Here is a 19,010-nt window from a genome sequence, read left to right on the forward strand (position 1 = left end):
AATTCTTTGGGGCTTTAGGGCTGATATGAGTATTCTGTTGCAAGATGGTGATCTCGATATTGTGCGTGCCGCACTGCGATCAGGCACAAGAACCGGAACTATAAGGAAGTCGAGATTGTGGGTACTTCTCGAAGAGAGGTTACCTGAGCGCTTTGATACACCAATGATCATAAAGTCATTGCGAGAGCTCCAAGCGTTGGGTGAGCTTCGGGGCGTGTTCAGCCATGGTATGAGGCCCCTGCGCAACGTCCAACTTGATCTCAAACGAGAAGACATCCCTGCCGAGTATGCCCGATGGCAAGAGGTTATTGCGAAGTACCAAGATAAACTGAATGTTCCACAAAAAGCGGCACTACAGCGTGTCTCATCCTCAGTGTTGGAACTGTCCGAAGCTGATCAAATATCAATACTCGAAGGCTTGATTGCAATTTTCAACGATAAAGGGGTAAGTCACCGAGATCCATATATCACTTCGGCGAAACACTTGCTTGGCTCGTCCAAGGCTTTGGACACACTGGGTGCGCCAGTGGCTGAGGCCTTTGGGGTTGCCAAAGACGCCGGATATAATCGGGTTCAATATGTCCTGACAGCAGGTCCAAGACTAGAAGATGCAGATGCTATCGTTTTCATAGAAAATATGGCCGCATTTACTGCCTTTTCTCAGTCTCCGTCTAAACGTTCGATCATTGGAATCTGTTCATTCGGGTACGGCATCTCGTTGGAAAATCTTGGCGAGAGATTGCTGATGGGTAAGGTCGTGTCTTGTCCTGTGGACAATACGCGCCAAGAGTTGTCCACCCTCATCAAAAGCGATAAGACCAAACTATTCTGGGGGGACTTGGATCGAGAAGCGCTCAGAATCTTTGAGAAGCTTAGATACAGGATTCCCGAGCTGAGATTGTCTGCTGCTTACGGCTATATGATCGAGGAATTTGAGCGCCGTGGTGGTCACCCCTATGGAGCGTTCTCAGGAAAAAGCGGCCAGCAGCGGACCGCATCAGATGCCTCAGATAAGCTCCGTTTGATTATGGACCTTGTTAGATCTCGCGCATTTGATCAAGAAGCCGTGTGTGATCCTTGGTTAGGGGACATTGTTGGTGACGTTTGGGAATGAGCCGACAGGTTTCCGAGAAAAGAATTTATCCTTCAACAAGATCTAGTTGGCAGTTGCCCCCGCATGGAGGAAACAGTCTTGTGTTTGGCACATAGCTATTATCAAATGTCAGTAGCAAATGCCCAAGTTGAGTGGGAGAGCGTTTACGCGCTTCAGCAGTCTCCAGCTTGTGATCCCAATCTTCATCTTTATGGCGGTCGATAGTGATTTGTCGCGGATGATAAAAAGTGTTTTGGGGACCATAAGAATAAACAATGCGATTAAAGCCGCAGTAGTCTGGGCCTGGAACTCGCCTAAATCGCATATCTGCACCGTGATGTGGTGCTACAAGTGCAGTAAAAGCTGTAATAGCTCTACTCAGACAATTGGGTATAACGTTGTATCTGGCATCGCCCGGGAGCAATATACGCCTATCCAGAATTTGATGAGTTGCGATCAAAGCTAGCCCAGAATGATTCCGTCCTCGCCCCTGGCATTTGATCAATTCTACAGAACCTACACGTATGCTTCCTATATTATTTGGATAAATCAGTAATTTTCCTTTGCTGTCTATGTTGGCGGCTAATGTGCGATGCACAGCTCCTAATGTTTGGCGTGGTACAATCCAAGTATGTTGAAGAATGCCTGAGTCTCTCTGAGCCGATGACCAGTGATCCCAATCCCAGTGAGATAGAATTACTGGCTGCTTAAGTGATTTGCAGAAGTGACGCAGTTTGGTCGGAAAGGTCGATTGGTTAGCCAGAGCTCCTCCTCCAAAGTCAAAGTACAATGTTGGAGCTGGGGAATACACGTTTCTAAGCAGTGCATTACAGTTACCCTGACCAACATCGTAGACCGCTACACCTTCAACCGAGTTGCACGAGGGATTGAGGGTCTTCTTTATATCACTCACCGTCGCATCTTTAATGTCATCGAGGTCAAAGCAGTCTCCGAGACTTTTTTCAAACTCAGCAGATACTCTTTGAGGTGACGCTATCACCCTTGAAACTGGAGGAGAGAACAGGCCAAAATATTGATCAACAGGGATGCCATCGTTCGCAAATTCTAGAAGATACCAGTTACCTCTCTCCTCTATTTCATCTGTTGGGGCATCTATTTCATGTCTCAGTGAATCTAGCTCATCTGTTGAGACATATTTTCCAAAGAGCAGGCTTCTTTTTCCCACAATGATCGATATGGGCGCTACCTTAAACCAGTTTATTGAAGCATCTTGGTGTTTTCGTTCAGAACGATATTTTTTCCAAGTACGGTTGAACCAGTCTGCGTCAACAGTATCAAAATATACATATGAGTCGGATTGTGAGCCTACCCCGTCGAGAGACTCAATTTTATCGAGTTTTGCGTAAACGGCTCTCGGTTTTTCAATAACCGGATCCCCTGAAAAAAAGTTGTTGAACACGGTTAGCCTCCCAACCTTGGATACGGTTGTTAATTTGATGCATCTAATTTAATTATGCAACTATTGGTGTATATTTTGTAACAGGATAATAGATCAATGAGGACATAAAGTCTGACGTCATTGGTCAGAGTTCATAAACAGATTATCGTTTCATTTTCCCATTGAAGTTTTGATTTTAGGTCAAAAATTATCAATTGTTCTTGGTTTGTTTTTTCTGTTACCGTCTTTTTCTAACGATTTGCTCTTAATACAGGATTCGGAACGATCGAATCAGGTAACTCCTTTCTCGAACTCGCCAACCGGGCGGGACGCATTATGGATCAGGCGCTGGCACCTTCAACGCGCACACGGTATCTCGCATCCTGGCGACGATACGAAGCCTGGTGTGCGGCCAAGGGCATTGAAAAGCCAAATTCCGACCCTAAGACGATTACGCTCTTTCTGACAGAGCGCTCAGCCAAAGTGGGACAAAGTGCTCTCGAACAAGATCTCGCGGCCATCCACTTTATGTGTGCGATGAACGGTCTGGAGTTTAAGGATCCTCGAAACTATTTGCGTCGTTTCATGCGAGGTATTCGCCGGGAGCGAGGTCATGATCCCAAACGCAAACGCATGATCGCTCCCGTGTTATTGGGGCAAATGCTGGATCATTTGCCAGAGAACGGTCCAAAGGCGTCCCGGGATAGGGCCGCTTTGCTGATCGGATTCTCTCTGGCATTAAGGCGCTCCGAGATTGTTGCAATCGGTTGGGATGACATTGTTTTTGAAGATGCTCACCTGATCGTACGTCTGAAGCCATCAAAGAACCACAGCGATGCCGTCTTCCAGTGGATACCCAAAGTGCCGTCGTCGCTTTGCGCCTTTAATGCGATGGAACACTGGTACCAGTTGAGTAACAGACCCATTGATGGTCCCTGTTTTCCTGCAATCCGCGATGGAAAAATTCAAAAAAGAGCGGTTTCTGACCGCTACATAAATCGTCTGGTAAAGCGATTGCTGTTGTTGTGTGACAAGGTTCCCCAAGAGTTCGGCGCACACTCACTACGAAGCGGAATAGCAACAACTGCGCATTGGGAGGGTCTCTCGGATGCGGATATCCGCAAGATTACCCGCCACAAAAGTACCGGTGGCCTTTTACCTTATCTGCAGCCCAAAGATGGCCTGTTGCATGAACAGATTTTTCGATCTTTCGATAATGAAGGAGGACGCGCAGGATCGAGAAAATAGTTTGTTAAGCGCACAATATATTCTGTCGTCTGGTGTTGCTTTCAGACACGGGACACCTGATGAATTTGGTAAAACACACATGTTGGGGGTCCATGTCTGATCGCATCCCGTCTATTGAAACACCGCAACTGCGTACTGCTCCTTTTAGAACCCCCCACATTCTTCTCGATGTCGTCGGTTTCACACATGATCCCATAGAATCTCCAAATCTTGGCTATCGTGCAGACCAGATTTGGGGTCTCGCCAAATTTGCGCCTTGTGAGGACGTTTTTCCGACATCGAAGAATAAATCGGGAATTGATGTTGTTACGTATCTGGCTGCTCGGGCGCAAACCGAGAGCTGGGTTTACCGCAAGTTTCCAGTGCGAGAATTCGGATTGATGAGAGAGGGGCGTGTTTGGAATAATCGCATTCACTCACCTATTCCTGATCTGGAAGTCTTCCATGCGACTCTTGATCCCAAGACTGCGCGGCTTGAGTGGCTCACCCATAGTATAGACCACTATCAGTGGATCAATATTCCAGACAATCTGGAGAAGTTTGGTCCATTAGAACTTCCCTCTCCCCGATTACTCGTTTCCGGTCGGCTAAAGGGGGCAGATCACCAAACACAATTCATTATGAGTTGTGCAGATTTTCTCTGGTATCTGACTGGATATTGTTCTGAGCTGTTAGTTGGCCTGATGAACGGGAAAACGCAGCCCGTTGTCGAACGGTTTTACCGTGAGCCATTTGAGCTTGAGCATGGGCATATTCGAATCTATCCAAAAAACTACAACGCTGGCGCCAAATTTGCGGCGGCGATTGAGTTGGCTAACATTTTATCAATGGGAAAGAATGCGGAAGCATTTTTGGGGCAATGTGGTTCGCTGATTTTGAAGGGGTTAAGCCCGTATCGTTGGCCAATTTGTCCACCAAGATTGATTTTGCCATTTAGCGATCCGTTTGAAATCAAGTTCGCGGGCTTCTCAGCAGGCCTTACATCTGACATTCGCCTACCTCTGGAATATGACATCACCGAAAGCTCCCATGCGATTAACGTTCTTCAAATTCAGAGAATTAGAGCGTTGCGCTTGGCATCTACGATTCAGGTCGTTGTTCCGGCAAAGCCTGAGAAAATGGCGTTTGAAACGGAAGATGGAGTATTTTCAGTCACGAGAGCCGGTGGGCAAGAGATCATCGGTGTAACGTCCGAGCCGGCTGATCTGGGGTTTGATGGGGAAACTCTGAATCTGGAAGCCAGTGACTTTGTTCCGCCAAACGCAGACATTCGCATTGAAAAGCACTTGGAAGAGCTGGAGCAAAACCAGATAGGTCCAAAATACCAGTTTGTTGAGGGTGATGTTGCAAGCGGGTCATTTGCGGAGCCCTTCTCGAGCGGGACTTTGCACTCAACACTGGAGTTTTCTCCAGATGTAGACATCGAAATAGCGCAGCAGTTACGCAAACGAAAAGCGACGGTCGCGCGTGACCTGTTCGGTTGTTCACCGAAAATCCCTTTACCTTTTCACCTCGTTGAATTGGTGGACGATGGTCAAAGTGAAGAGCTGCGGCCAGAGCCAGGTGGGGATCCGATCGATTACCCGTTACCTGATTTGGCAAGAGCTTTGGCAACTCTCCAGAGAAAAACCGGAAATCGAATCGCAACACTCGGAGATGATTGGATTCCTGTAGCTGACGGTAAATTTGCTGTAATTGAGTTTCCGAGTACACGCGAATGGCCGGGATGTATTCCACTCAGAAAGGCTGGCAACGGCCGAAATTTACTGGTGATGGTCTGTCGGGTGCCCAACCGCGGAAAATTTAGTTATTTGATGTTTATTGAGCGAAGATTGCGCAACGGCCTCTATGAAGGACGCCCAGCATTTGTCGCTCATCCAGTCACTTTGTTGAAGCTTCCTGTCCGTTTGATTAGGGATATTCTGTATTTCACGATGCGGGCGGACCACGAAGTAGACGGGATGAACGGTTGGCCTACCACGTTAGATTTGTTGAGTACCGTGAACTGCTACGCCAAAAGATTGGAACGTGACGATCCCAAGCCTGAAAACATGCCCCTGATCATTGAAGAACTTTTGCAGCTATCCTAGTTTGGAGAAAATGTCAGGTAACGTGTGGCGGTTTCGCTAAGTGCCGGATGCGGATTTTTTAAATCTTTAAGCAGGAACGAATGCCAGCAATCTGCACGCATCGCATATGCAATAAGCCGCCATGGCCAGTCTTGAAGTGCCCGGCCGACGATGGCCATGAGTTTGTGTCTATCTTCACAACTGAGGCTCTCCAGCCTTTGCGATTTTTGTTCCCCTTCAAAGCTAAATTCGGGGCCGCCTGACATTTCTCGTATGACTTCCCGTAACCTTGCGACACGAGGTGCTCGATGATGCAATATGCTCATGAGGTCATAAACGAGTTTGGCATACGATTGAGGGGATGGCATCGGTACATCCCAGAAAAGTGTTCCTGTACGAAAACCCTGTTCGAGCCTTTTCTGCAGTCTTTCTGCATGACTGTCTATTGGTAAAGCTTCAGCTTCCCGGCGATCAAACCCGCAAGAATGACAGGTATGCCAAGGACTGCGATGAAGACATACAGGCTCGCCGCACTGCCAACATCGATCATGCAGTCTTTGAGAATGGATTGTGCATTGAGTAATGAACACAAGCCGCCACGACAATCGGTAGTAACCCTCATCAGCCAAACATTGAGGGCAGAAGGCTTGGCCATATTTACGATGGGTTCTGTGATAAACTCCCAGAACTGTAATCATCTGCTGCACATTGTTCGGCTTCAGCATGGGAAACACGCGTCGTTCCAAAAGATGGATGGTTGTTTCGGCGGCCGCTGAAATTGGCGTGCCTGTCAGACGGGCAAGGTCGCAGACAATCTGTTTATCTGTTGGTCGGTCAGTATCCCGTGTAAAAAAATGCTGATGCTTTGACAGGAAATGGCAGAAGGTACCGACAGGTATGCCGTTTGCGTTCGCGACGCGGATCAGCCAGCTTGTGAAAGACTCATCGACTTGAGGCTTTGGGCGAACCGGTAACATGGTCATTTACCCGGCAATTTGTTCGGCTTCTGCTTTGCGGCGTGAAGGTGATGTATAGTCCGCAATTTCAAAATGATGTGGTTTGAGATGAGCGGAACTTTCATCAAGCGCAATGAAAGTCGCTTCTTTCACATACGAAACCATCTCTCCAACGGTCCGTTCTGAAATTGTTAGAATGGTCCTCGCCAGTTCAGATTTATGCAGGTTCGATGGCTCTGGAAGTGGCAAAGTAGATTCGAGAAAATAGAGAAACCTTCGATAATCCTTTCCGTCTTTCCATTCAGGAAGGTTATATGGCTTGAAGCGATTAGCCAGCTGATCATCGGTTTGGATGGTCCGGATGGCTTTCTTGGTGCCGGCACAGATAAAGGAAAGCCTAAGCTCATTGCTCAGAAAGCGCAGCATATTGAGGAACTGACGCTGCTGGGTAAATTTGCCCTCCGAGATGTTATGAAGTTCATCAATAATGATGAGGCGCGTACCGACGCCCTTAAGAACGTGCAGTACCTGGCTTTCGAGATTTGCTGTTGTATCGCTGGGTCGGTGAACAGCTCCAACTTTATCGAGGACCTGTTTGTAGAATCGTCGAAGTTCAGGCCCTGGTGGCATCGTGATAAAAATAACCGGGATTTGGTCAGCTTCTTCCTCTGGAATTGAGCGACGCGGATGACGGCTCAGAGCTTCCTCCAAAATCATGGTTTTCCCATTATTGGTTTCGCCGACCAGCATCATGGATGGCATGCGGTGCGTTGGCGGGTGCTTGATCATTGCTTCGATCTTTTCAAGCATTCGATTGCCAGTATCGTAAGGGAACCATTTAGGGGTGTTCAGCCAATGAATCTGTTCGTCCCGTGATGCCTCCAGATATTTTGCCGCTTCACTATGAAGGTGCTCAGTCATCGAATTTTGATCTCCGATTCAATCATTGAGGGATCGAATTCAAATTCCAGATCGTCATCGGATAGCGTCTCCCGAGGCTCGGTCGGAGCAGGCTTGGCCGCGTGCGTTTGCGACGCATGAGGATTCATGCGGCGCTTTTCGGTTCTACGCTGCTTTTTTGCCTTCTGAGTGGAAGCCACTGACTCTGCGATGCGGTTCTGCATAGCTTCATAACCGGCAAAAATACGCCCTTCATCGACCTGGTCTTTACCCTCTCGCCGCATCCTATCCTTGATATGTCTGAGCTCCCAAATGCTCATGGGAGGCTGGCTCGGGTCGCGATAGGGAAGCTCATAGTATGTCTTGTCTTCTGGGTGATAGAGATACAGCGTCGAAATATCTCTAGGGTCGCGTCGAAGTTCAAACTTCCGCTTGTCCCCATCAAACAATATCTGTCCCAGAATGTCAGAATAGTAGTTGATGCCGTCAACACGTACGCCATATCGCTGAACGGTGCGTGTCATGACAGGTAGAAAATCGATCAGGAATGTTTTTTGATTGCTGGGCAAACGTGGGCGCCGGACAATTGAACGGGGATCATTTTCACCAAAACCCTGTTCGAACTTTGCAGCGGGAGGCATGCCAATACCTTGGTGGAGCCTCTGATTGTAGACGTTAACAATAAACTCCAGAAGGTAACCTTCCAACTCCTTGAGGGTCATACAGGCTCGTCCCTGGGAGTCGTACTCGCCCCGATGATGACTGCTGGAGAAAGTCGTACCGGGAATATTATGGGATCTATGGTTCAGCGTTTTGATGAAACGCTCAATCACAGCACCAAATTGCGGTGCTCCTTTAGGACGATAGTCAAGGGAAATACCGTGTTGATCGCAGCCTCGTTTGAAGGCTGCGCTATGGAAATCTGAGCCGTTATCGACGAAAATTTTCTCCGGAAGTCCCTGCATTGACCAATTGCCCGAGATTTTATGTTCACGCAGCAGTTGCTCTTTGGGTAGGACAGCTTGTGTCAGACAGAGGGCGGTAGATAGTGAGCTTGGCGCTCCGAAAGAAAGATAAAAGCCCGTGCAGGCGCGGCTGTATGAATCGACGGCCGACGTGATCCAGGCTCTATCAATTCCTTCGCGTTCATTAGGGTCAACAAGAGTAATATCGGTCGGGGTGTGGTCGATTTGGGCTTGTTCGAGAGGACGAGTTGCCGTGGTTGCAGAACCCTTGTGTGGCTCAAAAAGATGTTTCGCTTTCTTTTTAGAATAGCGATGTTCTGTCGCTATGAAAGCCGGGACGTCTGCAATTCGACGATAAATGGTAGGTTTTGAAGGAGGTGAAAGTTTGGCTTTGAAACACTGCAACTCGACTTCTTCGACAACACGTGCCCGTATCGGACGCTCTTTTGTCAGATAAAGGTTTTTAATTACATCAGAGATAATTTTTTCGACGTCGGGATGGAGGCGTTGTTTGGTCTTGTTGCCTCTGTTAAGGCCAACCACAAGACTCGAAGTCTGATGATCCTTCCTGAAATTTTTTACCCAGCGGTAAAACGTCGGGACACTGCAATTCAATTTAGCAGCAAAATCTGCAGCCAGTTCTTTGGTCGGGCTGGCAATTTCAAGCCATCGTTCAATAACTTGCCGACGTTCGAGCGCGCTATCCCAACGCTCGTCGTCAATTTTGTCTGGCTGAGTGTTTTGGAATGTCAAATTCCTAGCCTACGCAAAAGAAACATAACGATATCGAAACTATAATAAATAGATCGATAAATCAGCATCTAATCTACTTTCATCATCGGCAAAAAGCTGATGTGTCGCAAGCATCTTGAGAACTTCTGTGTGAACTTGTTCCTCAGAAAAATTGTGAAGAGCATCTGTGATTTGCCGGATTGTCGCAACTTTGTGCTGCTGGACAAACAGGTCAATTGCAGATTCTACCGGAGTATCAGAATCCAGAAAGCGATAGGGCAGGAGCTCACGAGCACGTTCAAGTTCTGATGTTCGGATTTCTTTTTCGGTGAAGACGCTAAAGGACCAGCCTTTGAACTCGGTCCATTGTTTTGCGTGCTTGAATTTTTGCAAAAGGGTTGGCTGATTTTTACCATCAAGGTCGGAAGTGTATTTGATTTCCACCAGCATGGTGTGCAGGCCAGATTCCGGCCGCTCCAACTCATGACGATAACGCGTGATTAGAAAGTCGGGCGTGTAGGTTCGTTCTTTGCCCAGGTCATCCAGATATCTGATGGTGACCGGCTGAGCTTCGATTGAAAAAACACCCCTTCTTCCGGTCATCAAGATAGCAAAATCGCGTTCCAGTGACGATTCGAAGGGTATTTGTGGTTGGTCAGGGGCTACTTTTAGTAAACCCGTTATTGATCGGTCGGTTGGCCGAATTTCACGTGCGCCGCGTGTTTCAGCGGAGATGTCATCAAGGATTTCAAAAAGACTCTCAGCAAGGCTGTAATTTTTGCCGAGTCTCATATTTTGTGTTTCAGTCTCATATTTAGTGAGCCAATCCACCCATAAGCCTTTGTTTTTACTCATACCTGTAAGTCTCATATTTTATGTTTCTTTACAGGTGGCCATCGGGTCAAGCCGGGTGAGATTTCATTGGCCCATAATGGTGTGTTGTTTTTGGATGAATTGCCGGAATTTCAGCGCAATGTGCTTGATGCCCTGCGTCAGCCGCTTGAAACCGGGCAGGTATCGGTTGCGCGCGCCAATGCCCATGTGACGTATCCCGCACGTGTACAACTGGTCGCGGCGATGAACCCCTGTCGTTGCGGGTATCTTGGCGATAACGAACTTGCCTGCACCCGCGCCCCGCGCTGTGGCGAGGATTATCAGGCAAGGCTTTCCGGCCCGCTTCTGGATCGGTTTGACATTCAGATCGATGTGCCGGCCGTCAAACCCGAAGAACTGGACCTTCCGGCCAATGGTGAGACCAGCAGCGTGATCCGCGAACGTGTCTTTCTGGCCCGCGAGTTACAAATGTTGCGATATAAAAATGAACGTATTTCAACGAATGCCCTGGCCGATGGCGAAGTTCTTCAGGATGCGGCTGCCCTTGATGCGGATGGTCGTGGCTTGCTTCAGGATGCCGCCCGGCAGATGAAGCTTTCCGCACGCGGCTATCACCGGATCCTGCGCGTTGCGCGCACCATTGCCGATCTGGCCGGAAGTGGCGGCGTTAAACGTGCCCATATCGCCGAGGCATTGAACTACCGGCAGATGGTTTATCGCCGCTAGTTGGTGTGCTGTTTGACTTCGACCATCCCTGAAAGGTTGATGATCTGGTCTGCACCAGAAATCGCATGGCCAAGCTCATAAAGACCCGATGCCGATCCAAAGCCCTTGTAAAACATCACGACATCGCCCCAAGGCGCGTAATAGGCAAGCGTGCCCATATTGGCCTTTTTGACCAGCGGCGTATCATCGGTGGCGAGTTTGTTTGGCGGATAGAAGATCTTCTCAAGCCCGCCATAATCCTCAACCTCAAGGGTCATGGGCAGCTGAGCATAAAGCGCTTTGGCGGCCGTGCTGTCATTGAGCGCATAGGTGACAATTCGGCCATCTGCCGTGACAGTAATCTGCATTGTTGCTTCTTTCATGGGTGTTTCATCGGCTTGCGCTGGTTCGGATAGCCAAACAAGGCAGGTCATCAGAACGATAAGCTTTTGGCAGATGCGCGTAATTGACGTCATGGTCGGGCTTCCAAGCTGTGGCGATATGGCAAATCCCGGAAGTTCCCCCGGCTCATGCTGGGTTTCCACCGGGATTTGCGGTTCTGAGCGGACTTATTGGCTGCGTGCGCCAAGGACCTCGTTCAGAAGATCAGATGCGTCACTGGCAACAGATGATCCGACTTCTGATCCAAGAACCAGGATGAAGTCACGCATCTGCGCTTCGGTGAGCCCAGTATTCATTGCGGCACCGAGATGATATCGCAACTGACCTGCCGTACCGGGCATATTGGCAAGGGCCGCGATGGTTGCCAATTCGCGTTGCTGATGATCAAGCACATCGCGCACAAAGATATCGGCAAACAGATGTTCTTTGAGGAAGACATCAATGATTGGCGAAAACTCCTGCCATGCGGCTGGCGGCGGGATATCTTCAAGTCCCGACAGATCGGCGCGTATGCGAGCGCCATAAGCATCACGGTCGAAGTTTTCCGGAGCCGGGCTGGCATCGCGGCCTTCGGCATCGACAATGCCCTTTGCCTTGCGGTCTTCAAGGATGCCCATCAGGGCAAACATTGCATTCAGGCTGCGCGGGAAGCCGGCATAGGCATACATCTGGACCAGCACTTCCTTGACCTCATTGACGGTCAAACCGGCATCAAGCCCGGTGTTGAGTGCCGGTGTCAGGCGATCCATATCACCACTGGCGGTGAAGGCGGCGATGGTAATGATGCTTTGCTGTTGGGCATCAAGCGATTTGACGTCACTTATTGCCTTGGCATCTGGTGCGGTCAGAAAACCGGTTATCACGGCAAACATGCCAAGCAATCTGGTCATGGTTTTGATCATGGCCTTACTCCGTATGGTACTGATCGTCAGAAACATGCTCTTCCCAGACGACGTTGCTGCCATCCTTCGAACCGGTAACGACCAAATGGGTCATTGCGGTTTCCGGGGCGGCGCCATGCCAGTGTTTGACGCCGGGCGGGCACCAGATCACGTCGCCTGCCTTGATGACCTCGACCTCACCGTCCCATGTGCCGGTTAAGCCAACGCCGGATGTCACGATGATGTGCTGACCGGCCGGATGTTGATGCCATGCCGAACGTGCGCCCGGCTCAAAGGTCACATAGGCACCGGAATAGCTTGTGATGTCGTTTTCCGGGAAAAGCGGGTCAATGCGGGCATCACCGGTAAAGAAATCCGATGGTCCCTTGATCGATGCCTGGCTTCCGGCCGGAGCGATGTTTTGATCGGGTTTGGCGCCCTCGGCAAGGGCGGCTTCGCCAGCCAACATACCGGTCAGCGCGAGTGCCGTCAGGGAAGGAAGACGGGGGGATAACTTCTTCATAACCTGTTCCTTTTAAGACTTTGGGGGATCGTCTGGTGAACGTGGCCGTGGCCAAAAAGCGCGATGCCCCGTTCACCATCTTTGCCAGGCTGGGCCGATTGGGCCTGCCTCAATGCCCGCGAATTGCGAGTGAGTTGTTTATTCGCGAAAGCCGGTTATTGGGCCTGAACCGTCGGGCGGAACAGGATTTCGTTTATGGCAAGGTCTTCGGGTTGCGAAATCGCGAAGGCGACCATGCGCGACATGGTGCTTGCCGGAACGCCGATATCATTCACGATGTCGGTAACTGCTTCGCCAAGACCCGGTTCAGTGATGTGGCTGGTAAGTTCTGTGGCAACTGCGCCGGGCGAGATCGTCGTGACACGGATAATGTAATCCTTCACTTCCTGACGCAGTCCTTCGGAGATCGAGCGCACGGCATGTTTGGTCGCGCAATAGACTGCACCGGTCGCAACCGTGATATGGCCATAGACCGAAGACACATTGATGATCTGGCCCGATTTCTGTTCCTTCATGTAAGGCAGGGCGGCGGCGATGCCATAGAGCGTGCCCTTCATGTTCACATCAATCATCTGATCCCATTCATCAACCCGAAGGCTTTCGAGGGGGGATAGAGGCATCAGACCGGCATTGTTAAACAGCACATCAATCCGGCCAAAGGTTTCAACGGCCTTATCGACCAGATTTTGCACATCAGCGCGTTTGGTAACATCGGTTGCAACGGCAATGGCTTCGCCACCGGAATCGGTGATTTCCTTGACCAGTGCATCAAGACGATCGGCGCGACGCGCACCCAAAACCACCTTTGCGCCCTGGGCTGCCAGATCACGCGCGGTGGCGGCACCCATGCCGCTTGATGCGCCGGTAATGACAAGAACCTTGCCTGCGATATTGTTGCTCATTTTACGACTCCATGTATTGGAATGTGCCAGCGCAACGCATTGATGATCCGTTGGTGGCAGTTCCGAAAATTGGCGGTAAATACCCCGCGTTCCATGGGGTCGGATTGTATGGGCATTTGCAAAACCGCGTTAAACCGATCCTGCGTGATTCTTGCCTAATCCTGTTTGAAGGCGTAGTTTTGTATTGCCGTTTTATGAAGCGCTGCGATAGATGAGCAGACCAGCGATAAACGGAAATGGCGTCAGGTAGCCTAGGAAAACCAATGAATATCAACGCATCTGTTCAGGAAAAGACCGGATCGACCGGCGGCTTTACACAATCCGCATTGGCAAGCCGAATTGCCAAATGGACCACAGGTGTGAATGCGGTCAGCGATCTGGTGCCGGGTTTGACACTTCATCGCTGGGAAACGCCAACGGAACAGACCAGCTATATGCTGGCACCGAGCATTTGCCTGATTGGTCAGGGGCGCAAACGGGTGATGCTGGGCGAGGACATCTTTGAATATGATGCGCACCGGTTCCTGATCACATCGATTGACCTTCCGGTGGTGTCCAACATCATCGAAGCAACGCCTGATCAGCCCTATCTTGGCCTGACGCTTGATCTTGATATCCGATCAATGGCGCAGATGATCCTTAATACCGAAATGCCATCACCGCGTCCGCTAAGTGACCGGCGTGGCATTGCGGTCAGCCAGGTTACCGATCCGTTGCTTGATGCCTTCAAGCGATTGCTTGATCTGATTGACAGCCCAAATGACGTGGCGGCGTTAACACCCCTGATCAAACAGGAAATCCTTTATCGGCTTTTGATGGGGGAACAGGGACCGCGCCTGCGTCAGATCACCTCGTCTGAAAGTCACAGCTACCAGATTGCCAAGGCAATTGACTGGCTCAAGAACAATTTCCAGCAACCCTGTAAGGTCGAAGACCTCGCCAAGCGCGCCGGGCTGAGCAGTTCAGCCTTTCACAATCATTTCCGCAACATGACAGCAATGAGCCCGCTTCAATTCCAAAAACGCATGCGCCTGAACGAAGCCAGACGGTTGATGCTGATCGAACGCATGGATGCAGGATCGGCGGCCTTTGAAGTCGGCTATGAAAGCCCGTCACAGTTCAGCCGCGAATATGCTCGCCATTTTGGTATGCCACCAGCGCGCGATATCAAGGGCTTGCAAAAGGCTGGGTAAGCAACGCGCTGCTTACCCGTTACAACGCCTTCGATGGTCACGCCGCATCCTGCTGCTGCAGGCCGGTGATCATGCCGATAATTTCGTTTTTGTCGGTCTTGGCGGTTTCGCGGATGCCGATCTGCTGGCCGCGGCGCAGCACGCAGATGCGATCAGCCAGGCGGAAGACCTGATCAAGGCTGTGACTGATGATCAAAACACCGATATTGCGGGCTTTGAGCGATTCAACGATTTCCTCGACCTTGGCGGTTTCGGCCACACCGAGGGCGGCGGTCGGTTCATCAAGCAGGATGACCTTCTTGGCCCAGCGCGTTGCACGTGCAATGGCGACACCCTGACGCTGACCACCGGAAAGATCGCGGATGGTGGCGTGCGGGCTTGGAATGCGCACATCAAGCTCATCGACCAGTTTCTGGGTCTCAGAGATCATGGTCTTGCGATCCAGAAGCCCGAAACGATTGGTGATCTCGCGGCCCAGAAACATGTTCATATAAACACTTTGCTGATCGGCAAGGGCAAGATCCTGATAGACAACTTCAATCCCGTGGGCACGGGCGATTTCCGCACTGGCCATGGAAACGGTTTCATCCTCGATGGTGATGGTGCCCGAACTTGGTGCGTAAACGCCCGAGATGATCTTGATCAGGGTCGATTTGCCCGCACCATTATCCCCGACAAGAGCGACGATCTCGCCCGGGTGAATGTCCAATGAGAAATTCTCGATTGCCGTTACGGCACCGAAATGCTTTTGAATGTCTTTGAGGCTCAGGACCGGTTTTTGGCTGCTCATCATCAAACTCCTATACCGGCCAGGCGGCTGTTTCGCCAAAGCTGTTTTCGATGGTTTCAACAACCGGGTTTCCAGTCGAAATGCCTGAAACACCAACAACATAGGCGCGCGTTACAAAGGCTTGCCCACGGAAGCCAAACACGGCCGTATCGCCCGGTTTGGGGGCCTTTGGCCCGGTCGCATCAATCATCGCGTAGTAATCGATCATGGAGGGCGGCGGGACTTCAACTGAACGAAGCGCGCTGCTTGCGGTGGTTGGTTCATCGCCAACAAGTGCCTGTACGTCATAATCAGGGAAGATCGGATCAATATAGAACCCGCCGCCAAAGCAATAAGCCTTGCCACCCGACAGGTGGGAAACCTCGGTCAGATACAAGACTGCTGGCAGTTCCGGCAAATCTTCCACCACATGAAGGGCGGTGGTGCCATGAATGCCATTGCCTGGTTCGCATTGGGTTGCCCCGGCTTCGGCAAGGCCTGCCAGCAGCACCGATGATGTGGTGCCCGGTGCATTAATTTCGATATCAGAACGACCATGCTTTGCCAAAATCTCGGCTGCCTTGGCAAGGGTGCCGAGGTTCTGGGTCGGAAGGACCTTACGGCTGTCATGTTCAAACAGAAGGGCCGGGAATGTGGTGATTCCGGCAAAGCGACTGCCATCCAATCCATCAAGGAAATCAGCAACTTCGGCGATGTTTGCGGCATCAAAGCCGCCTTCATGACCACGATAGAATGTATCCCCCTCGGCATGGATGCGGGCCAGAAGGTTTTGAACATAGCCTGCCTTTTTGGCCGCAGTCGCTGCCTCGGTGGCCTTGGTATCGTTAAAGACGGTCCAGTAATCGGGTTGGAAACGTGCGGCTGCGGCGTCTGCCTCGAACTTTGCGACCTGCTGGAGATGACCCAGATGACCCACGCGAAGTCCGGCATTATGGGTTGCGCGTGCGCAGGCCATGTCGACCGCGACCGATCGATCAATCCCGCCGCGCATGACAGCATGGGAGAACGAGCTTGCCCGGCCGACCTGCTTGGTCATGGCAAAGATTTTAAGGCCATGTTTGTCGGCCTCGCTCTTAAGCGTGCGTGCATTGGCCTCAACCGCATCAAGATCAAGGATATAGGCATTGGCTGGCACCTTGCCTTCGCGGTGAAGCGCCATGGCGGCTTCGATGAATTTCGGATTACGACGGCGCAAGACATCAAGAAACATGTGACGGGTTCCTTCTTAGCGGGCTTTTTCGCGCAATGAGACGGCAACAGCGGCAAGAATGATCAGGCCACGGACAATCATCTGATCAGACACTGAAAGCCCCATCAGGATCAGTCCGTTATTAAGCATTCCCATCATCAGAGACCCGATCAGCGCACCAATGATGGTGCCCTTGCCGCCATGAAGCAGCGTGCCACCGACAATGACAGCGGCAATCACAGTCATCAGATCAGACTCACCAAGGGTGTATTTCGCGGCCTGCAAACGTCCGGCATATAAAAGCCCGGCAAGGCCCGCCAACGCACCTGAAAGGGTCAGAACATAAAGGCGAATGCGCGCAACCTTGATCCCGGAAACGCTTGCCGCACGCGGGTTATCGCCCGTCGCCAGCACATGGGCGCCAAAGCGTGTTTCGCGGTAAATGAAATGGCCAACCGCCGCAGCCAGAACCGTCCACCAGATTAGCGACGGAATGCCGAGAAAACTGCCCGATCCAAAGAACCCGGCAAACTCCAGATCAAGCACCGGGATCGAGCGCAGATCGGTCATGGAACGTGCAATACCAGCAAACAGCCCCATGGTGGCAAGGGTAACAAGGAAGGACGGCAAACGAATGAAGGCAACAACCGCACCATTAAGCGCACCGGCCAGAATGCCAGCCCCCATTCCGGCAAGAATACCGGCCGTCATGCCATATTCATTCATGACAACCGCCGCCGAAAGCGCGGAAATGGCAACGATGGAGCCAAAGGAAAGATCAATCTCGCCCGCGGAAAGAACAAACACCAAACCAATGGCAAGGATGGTTGCCGGGGCAGTTTGCAGCACGATATTTGATAGGTTTCTGACCGACAGGAACCCGTTATCGCCAAGGGTGATGGCAAAGAACAGGAAGATCGCAAGAAAGCCAAAATAAACGACATATTGCTGCAGGTTCATCTTGCCCATGATCTGGCCAATTGGGTTGCCTGCGGCGGGTTTGGCCGATGGCACGGTGCCGGTTTTTGATTGGGACATATCAGTCACTTCCTTGGGCGGAGCGGCAAAGCAAAGTTCGAAACGCGGTGGTGCGAGGCGGATCGATGCGGGGCGATCAAGCCGCCCCGCATGATGGATGTTAGTTCAGTGTCTTGATGACAGAGGCCGGGGCTTCGCGGTTAAGCGACTCTTTCCAGCCTTCAAGAACGTTGGCCTTTTCCACGGTCAGCGCCGGGGCAACGATGAATGCAGGGGTTTCTTCGCCCAGAAGGGCTTTCAAGCCGGTCGCTGCCATTGCACGGCCCAGCTCATAAGCCTTATCGGCGACGATGGCGGTGACATTGCCATCGCGCACCATGTCGAGTGCGACCGGTTCAGACAGATCAAGGGTCACGATCTTGGTGTGTTTGTTGCCACTTGCACGAAGGGCGGCCAAAACGCCATCGGCCGGTTCGGCCCAGGTGACGTAAATGCCATCAAGATCGGGGTTTTGAAGCAGCATGGCAGATGCCAGTTCTTCGGCGCGCGCCGGATCGGTAATGCCCTGTTCGGCAACGATTTCGATGTCCGGATAGCTGTTTTCAATCGTGGTTTTGAAGGCATTGTCACGCTGATTGGTGACGTAATAGGTCGCATCATGGAAGATCCAGCCGACCTTGCCCTTGCCACCGATATCAGCAGCCAGCGCATCGGCCGCCTGCTTGCCCATTTCAAACAGATCGTCGGTAACGATGGCGGCATAGTCACTGCCATGTTTGTAATCGGATGGTAGGTTCGACAGGAAGACAAGCTTGGTGTCATTGGCGACCGCTTCGCGGAAGGCCGCCGCCGAGGTGACCGGATCAAGCGGCAGGGCCAGAATGACATCAGGCTCGGCCGTCAGGGTTGTTTCAATATCGCTGCGCTGGCGCGCCGCATCAAAACCGGCATCGGTGGTCACCGCAATCGAAACGCCTGCCTTGGCAAACTCGTCGGTGGCACCGGCAGATACCGCATTGATGAAGTCAGACGAGGTATGCCAAAGAAGTGCTGCCTTCAGGCCCTTTTCCTTCAGGCTGGCGAATTCGGCATCCGACAGGGTGATTTCCGCACTTGGTGTTGCGGTTTCGCCATTCGGGCCAACGGTCTGGGCATGGGCGAGTGCGCTACTCATCATGATACCGGCGACCAGGCCGGTTTTAAGCAATCCCTTGATCAACATGAGCCATTCCTCTGATAGATGATGTGTTT

Annotated in this window: 17 protein-coding genes and 1 pseudogene; 5 read left to right on the forward strand and 13 right to left on the reverse strand. The window is 51.3% G+C overall.

What is annotated here, in order from left to right; all coding sequences use genetic code 11:
• Positions 1–25 precede the first annotated feature (25 nt).
• Positions 26–1,114, forward strand: a complete 1,089-nt coding sequence (locus tag ACMZ66_RS02085; protein WP_416933951.1) for a Wadjet anti-phage system protein JetD domain-containing protein — start codon at positions 26–28, stop codon at positions 1,112–1,114.
• 25 nt (positions 1,115–1,139) lie between these two features.
• Here the strand turns inward: ACMZ66_RS02085 and ACMZ66_RS02090 are convergent, their stop codons facing one another.
• Positions 1,140–2,513 carry a hypothetical protein gene (locus ACMZ66_RS02090; RefSeq protein WP_143588683.1) on the reverse strand — a complete coding sequence of 458 codons (1,374 nt, stop codon included), beginning with the start codon at positions 2,511–2,513 and terminating at the stop codon, positions 1,140–1,142.
• Positions 2,514–2,828: 315 nt separating this feature from the next.
• Here ACMZ66_RS02090 and ACMZ66_RS02095 point away from each other — a divergent pair, with 315 nt between their 5' ends.
• Both ACMZ66_RS02095 and ACMZ66_RS02100 read left to right on the forward strand, forming a co-directional pair.
• Positions 2,829–3,740 (forward strand): tyrosine-type recombinase/integrase, encoded by a 912-nt coding sequence (locus ACMZ66_RS02095; protein WP_063086209.1) that lies wholly within the window; start codon positions 2,829–2,831, stop codon positions 3,738–3,740.
• 92 nt (positions 3,741–3,832) lie between these two features.
• Positions 3,833–5,830, forward strand: a complete 1,998-nt coding sequence (locus tag ACMZ66_RS02100) for a hypothetical protein (RefSeq protein ID WP_143588684.1) — start codon at positions 3,833–3,835, stop codon at positions 5,828–5,830.
• On the opposite strand, the gene ACMZ66_RS02105 is transcribed toward ACMZ66_RS02100, so the two are convergent.
• The 4 genes from ACMZ66_RS02105 to ACMZ66_RS02120 are packed head-to-tail and all read right to left on the reverse strand — an operon-like array spanning position 5,827 to position 10,217.
• The gene (locus tag ACMZ66_RS02105) at positions 5,827–6,786 is read right to left on the reverse strand and encodes a TniQ family protein (protein WP_168173391.1); all 960 of its coding nucleotides are present in this window, start codon (positions 6,784–6,786) and stop codon (positions 5,827–5,829) included. The genes ACMZ66_RS02100 and ACMZ66_RS02105 overlap by 4 nt on opposite strands.
• Positions 6,787–6,792: 6 nt before the next feature.
• Positions 6,793–7,686: a TniB family NTP-binding protein gene (locus ACMZ66_RS02110; RefSeq protein ID WP_083952717.1), complete on the reverse strand. Its 894-nt coding sequence runs from the start codon at positions 7,684–7,686 to the stop codon at positions 6,793–6,795.
• On the reverse strand, positions 7,683–9,383 hold the full coding sequence (locus ACMZ66_RS02115; protein ID WP_083952718.1) for a Mu transposase C-terminal domain-containing protein: 1,701 nt from the start codon (positions 9,381–9,383) through the stop codon (positions 7,683–7,685). Before ACMZ66_RS02115 ends, ACMZ66_RS02110 begins: the two co-directional genes overlap by 4 nt.
• Positions 9,384–9,422: 39 nt before the next feature.
• Complete coding sequence (locus ACMZ66_RS02120) at positions 9,423–10,217, reverse strand: TnsA endonuclease N-terminal domain-containing protein (RefSeq protein WP_168173392.1); 795 nt, start codon at positions 10,215–10,217, stop codon at positions 9,423–9,425.
• A gap of 33 nt (positions 10,218–10,250) precedes the next feature.
• On the opposite strand from ACMZ66_RS02120, the pseudogene ACMZ66_RS02125 reads away from it, so the two are divergent.
• Positions 10,251–10,922: pseudogene (locus ACMZ66_RS02125) on the forward strand (ATP-binding protein); the annotation flags it as partial.
• Here ACMZ66_RS02125 and ACMZ66_RS02130 read toward each other — a convergent pair.
• The 4 genes from ACMZ66_RS02130 to ACMZ66_RS02145 form a co-directional block, all read right to left on the reverse strand.
• Positions 10,919–11,446 carry a cyclophilin-like fold protein gene (locus ACMZ66_RS02130; RefSeq protein ID WP_416933956.1) on the reverse strand — a complete coding sequence of 176 codons (528 nt, stop codon included), beginning with the start codon at positions 11,444–11,446 and terminating at the stop codon, positions 10,919–10,921. The pseudogene ACMZ66_RS02125 and the gene ACMZ66_RS02130 overlap by 4 nt on opposite strands.
• Positions 11,447–11,470: 24 nt before the next feature.
• On the reverse strand, positions 11,471–12,205 hold the full coding sequence (locus ACMZ66_RS02135) for a carboxymuconolactone decarboxylase family protein (RefSeq protein WP_416933957.1): 735 nt from the start codon (positions 12,203–12,205) through the stop codon (positions 11,471–11,473).
• A 4-nt stretch (positions 12,206–12,209) separates the two neighbouring features.
• On the reverse strand, positions 12,210–12,707 hold the full coding sequence (locus ACMZ66_RS02140; RefSeq protein WP_416933959.1) for a cupin domain-containing protein: 498 nt from the start codon (positions 12,705–12,707) through the stop codon (positions 12,210–12,212).
• A gap of 155 nt (positions 12,708–12,862) precedes the next feature.
• Positions 12,863–13,609: an SDR family oxidoreductase gene (locus ACMZ66_RS02145; RefSeq protein ID WP_416933961.1), complete on the reverse strand. Its 747-nt coding sequence runs from the start codon at positions 13,607–13,609 to the stop codon at positions 12,863–12,865.
• A gap of 263 nt (positions 13,610–13,872) precedes the next feature.
• Here ACMZ66_RS02145 and ACMZ66_RS02150 point away from each other — a divergent pair, with 263 nt between their 5' ends.
• Positions 13,873–14,802 (forward strand): AraC family transcriptional regulator, encoded by a 930-nt coding sequence (locus tag ACMZ66_RS02150; RefSeq protein ID WP_416933963.1) that lies wholly within the window; start codon positions 13,873–13,875, stop codon positions 14,800–14,802.
• Between the two features lie 37 nt (positions 14,803–14,839).
• Here the strand turns inward: ACMZ66_RS02150 and ACMZ66_RS02155 are convergent, their stop codons facing one another.
• The 4 genes from ACMZ66_RS02155 to ACMZ66_RS02170 all read right to left on the reverse strand — a co-directional run bounded on the left by ACMZ66_RS02155 (position 14,840) and on the right by ACMZ66_RS02170 (position 18,981).
• Positions 14,840–15,592: an ATP-binding cassette domain-containing protein gene (locus ACMZ66_RS02155; protein WP_416933964.1), complete on the reverse strand. Its 753-nt coding sequence runs from the start codon at positions 15,590–15,592 to the stop codon at positions 14,840–14,842.
• Positions 15,593–15,602: 10 nt separating this feature from the next.
• Positions 15,603–16,802, reverse strand: coding sequence for an alanine racemase (locus tag ACMZ66_RS02160; protein ID WP_416933966.1), 1,200 nt, complete (start codon positions 16,800–16,802; stop codon positions 15,603–15,605).
• A 15-nt stretch (positions 16,803–16,817) separates the two neighbouring features.
• Positions 16,818–17,819, reverse strand: coding sequence for an ABC transporter permease (locus ACMZ66_RS02165; protein ID WP_416933968.1), 1,002 nt, complete (start codon positions 17,817–17,819; stop codon positions 16,818–16,820).
• A 100-nt stretch (positions 17,820–17,919) separates the two neighbouring features.
• Complete coding sequence (locus ACMZ66_RS02170; RefSeq protein ID WP_416933970.1) at positions 17,920–18,981, reverse strand: substrate-binding domain-containing protein; 1,062 nt, start codon at positions 18,979–18,981, stop codon at positions 17,920–17,922.
• Positions 18,982–19,010 lie beyond the last annotated feature (29 nt).

The organism is Thalassospira sp. (assembly GCF_048059015.1).
Lineage (GTDB): Bacteria > Pseudomonadota > Alphaproteobacteria > Rhodospirillales > Thalassospiraceae > Thalassospira.

Coding starts and splice junctions, on each gene's coding strand:
- ACMZ66_RS02085 (WP_416933951.1), top strand. CDS start 26: ATGAGTATTCTGTTGCAAGATGGTGATCTCGATATTGTGCGTGCCGCA.
- ACMZ66_RS02095 (WP_063086209.1), top strand. CDS start 2,829: ATGGATCAGGCGCTGGCACCTTCAACGCGCACACGGTATCTCGCATCC.
- ACMZ66_RS02100 (WP_143588684.1), top strand. CDS start 3,833: ATGTCTGATCGCATCCCGTCTATTGAAACACCGCAACTGCGTACTGCT.
- ACMZ66_RS02105 (WP_168173391.1), bottom strand. CDS start 6,786: ATGTTACCGGTTCGCCCAAAGCCTCAAGTCGATGAGTCTTTCACAAGC.
- ACMZ66_RS02110 (WP_083952717.1), bottom strand. CDS start 7,686: ATGACTGAGCACCTTCATAGTGAAGCGGCAAAATATCTGGAGGCATCA.
- ACMZ66_RS02120 (WP_168173392.1), bottom strand. CDS start 10,217: ATGAGTAAAAACAAAGGCTTATGGGTGGATTGGCTCACTAAATATGAG.
- ACMZ66_RS02135 (WP_416933957.1), bottom strand. CDS start 12,205: ATGATCAAAACCATGACCAGATTGCTTGGCATGTTTGCCGTGATAACC.
- ACMZ66_RS02140 (WP_416933959.1), bottom strand. CDS start 12,707: ATGAAGAAGTTATCCCCCCGTCTTCCTTCCCTGACGGCACTCGCGCTG.
- ACMZ66_RS02145 (WP_416933961.1), bottom strand. CDS start 13,609: ATGAGCAACAATATCGCAGGCAAGGTTCTTGTCATTACCGGCGCATCA.
- ACMZ66_RS02150 (WP_416933963.1), top strand. CDS start 13,873: ATGAATATCAACGCATCTGTTCAGGAAAAGACCGGATCGACCGGCGGC.
- ACMZ66_RS02155 (WP_416933964.1), bottom strand. CDS start 15,592: ATGAGCAGCCAAAAACCGGTCCTGAGCCTCAAAGACATTCAAAAGCAT.
- ACMZ66_RS02160 (WP_416933966.1), bottom strand. CDS start 16,802: ATGTTTCTTGATGTCTTGCGCCGTCGTAATCCGAAATTCATCGAAGCC.
- ACMZ66_RS02165 (WP_416933968.1), bottom strand. CDS start 17,819: ATGTCCCAATCAAAAACCGGCACCGTGCCATCGGCCAAACCCGCCGCA.
- ACMZ66_RS02170 (WP_416933970.1), bottom strand. CDS start 18,981: ATGTTGATCAAGGGATTGCTTAAAACCGGCCTGGTCGCCGGTATCATG.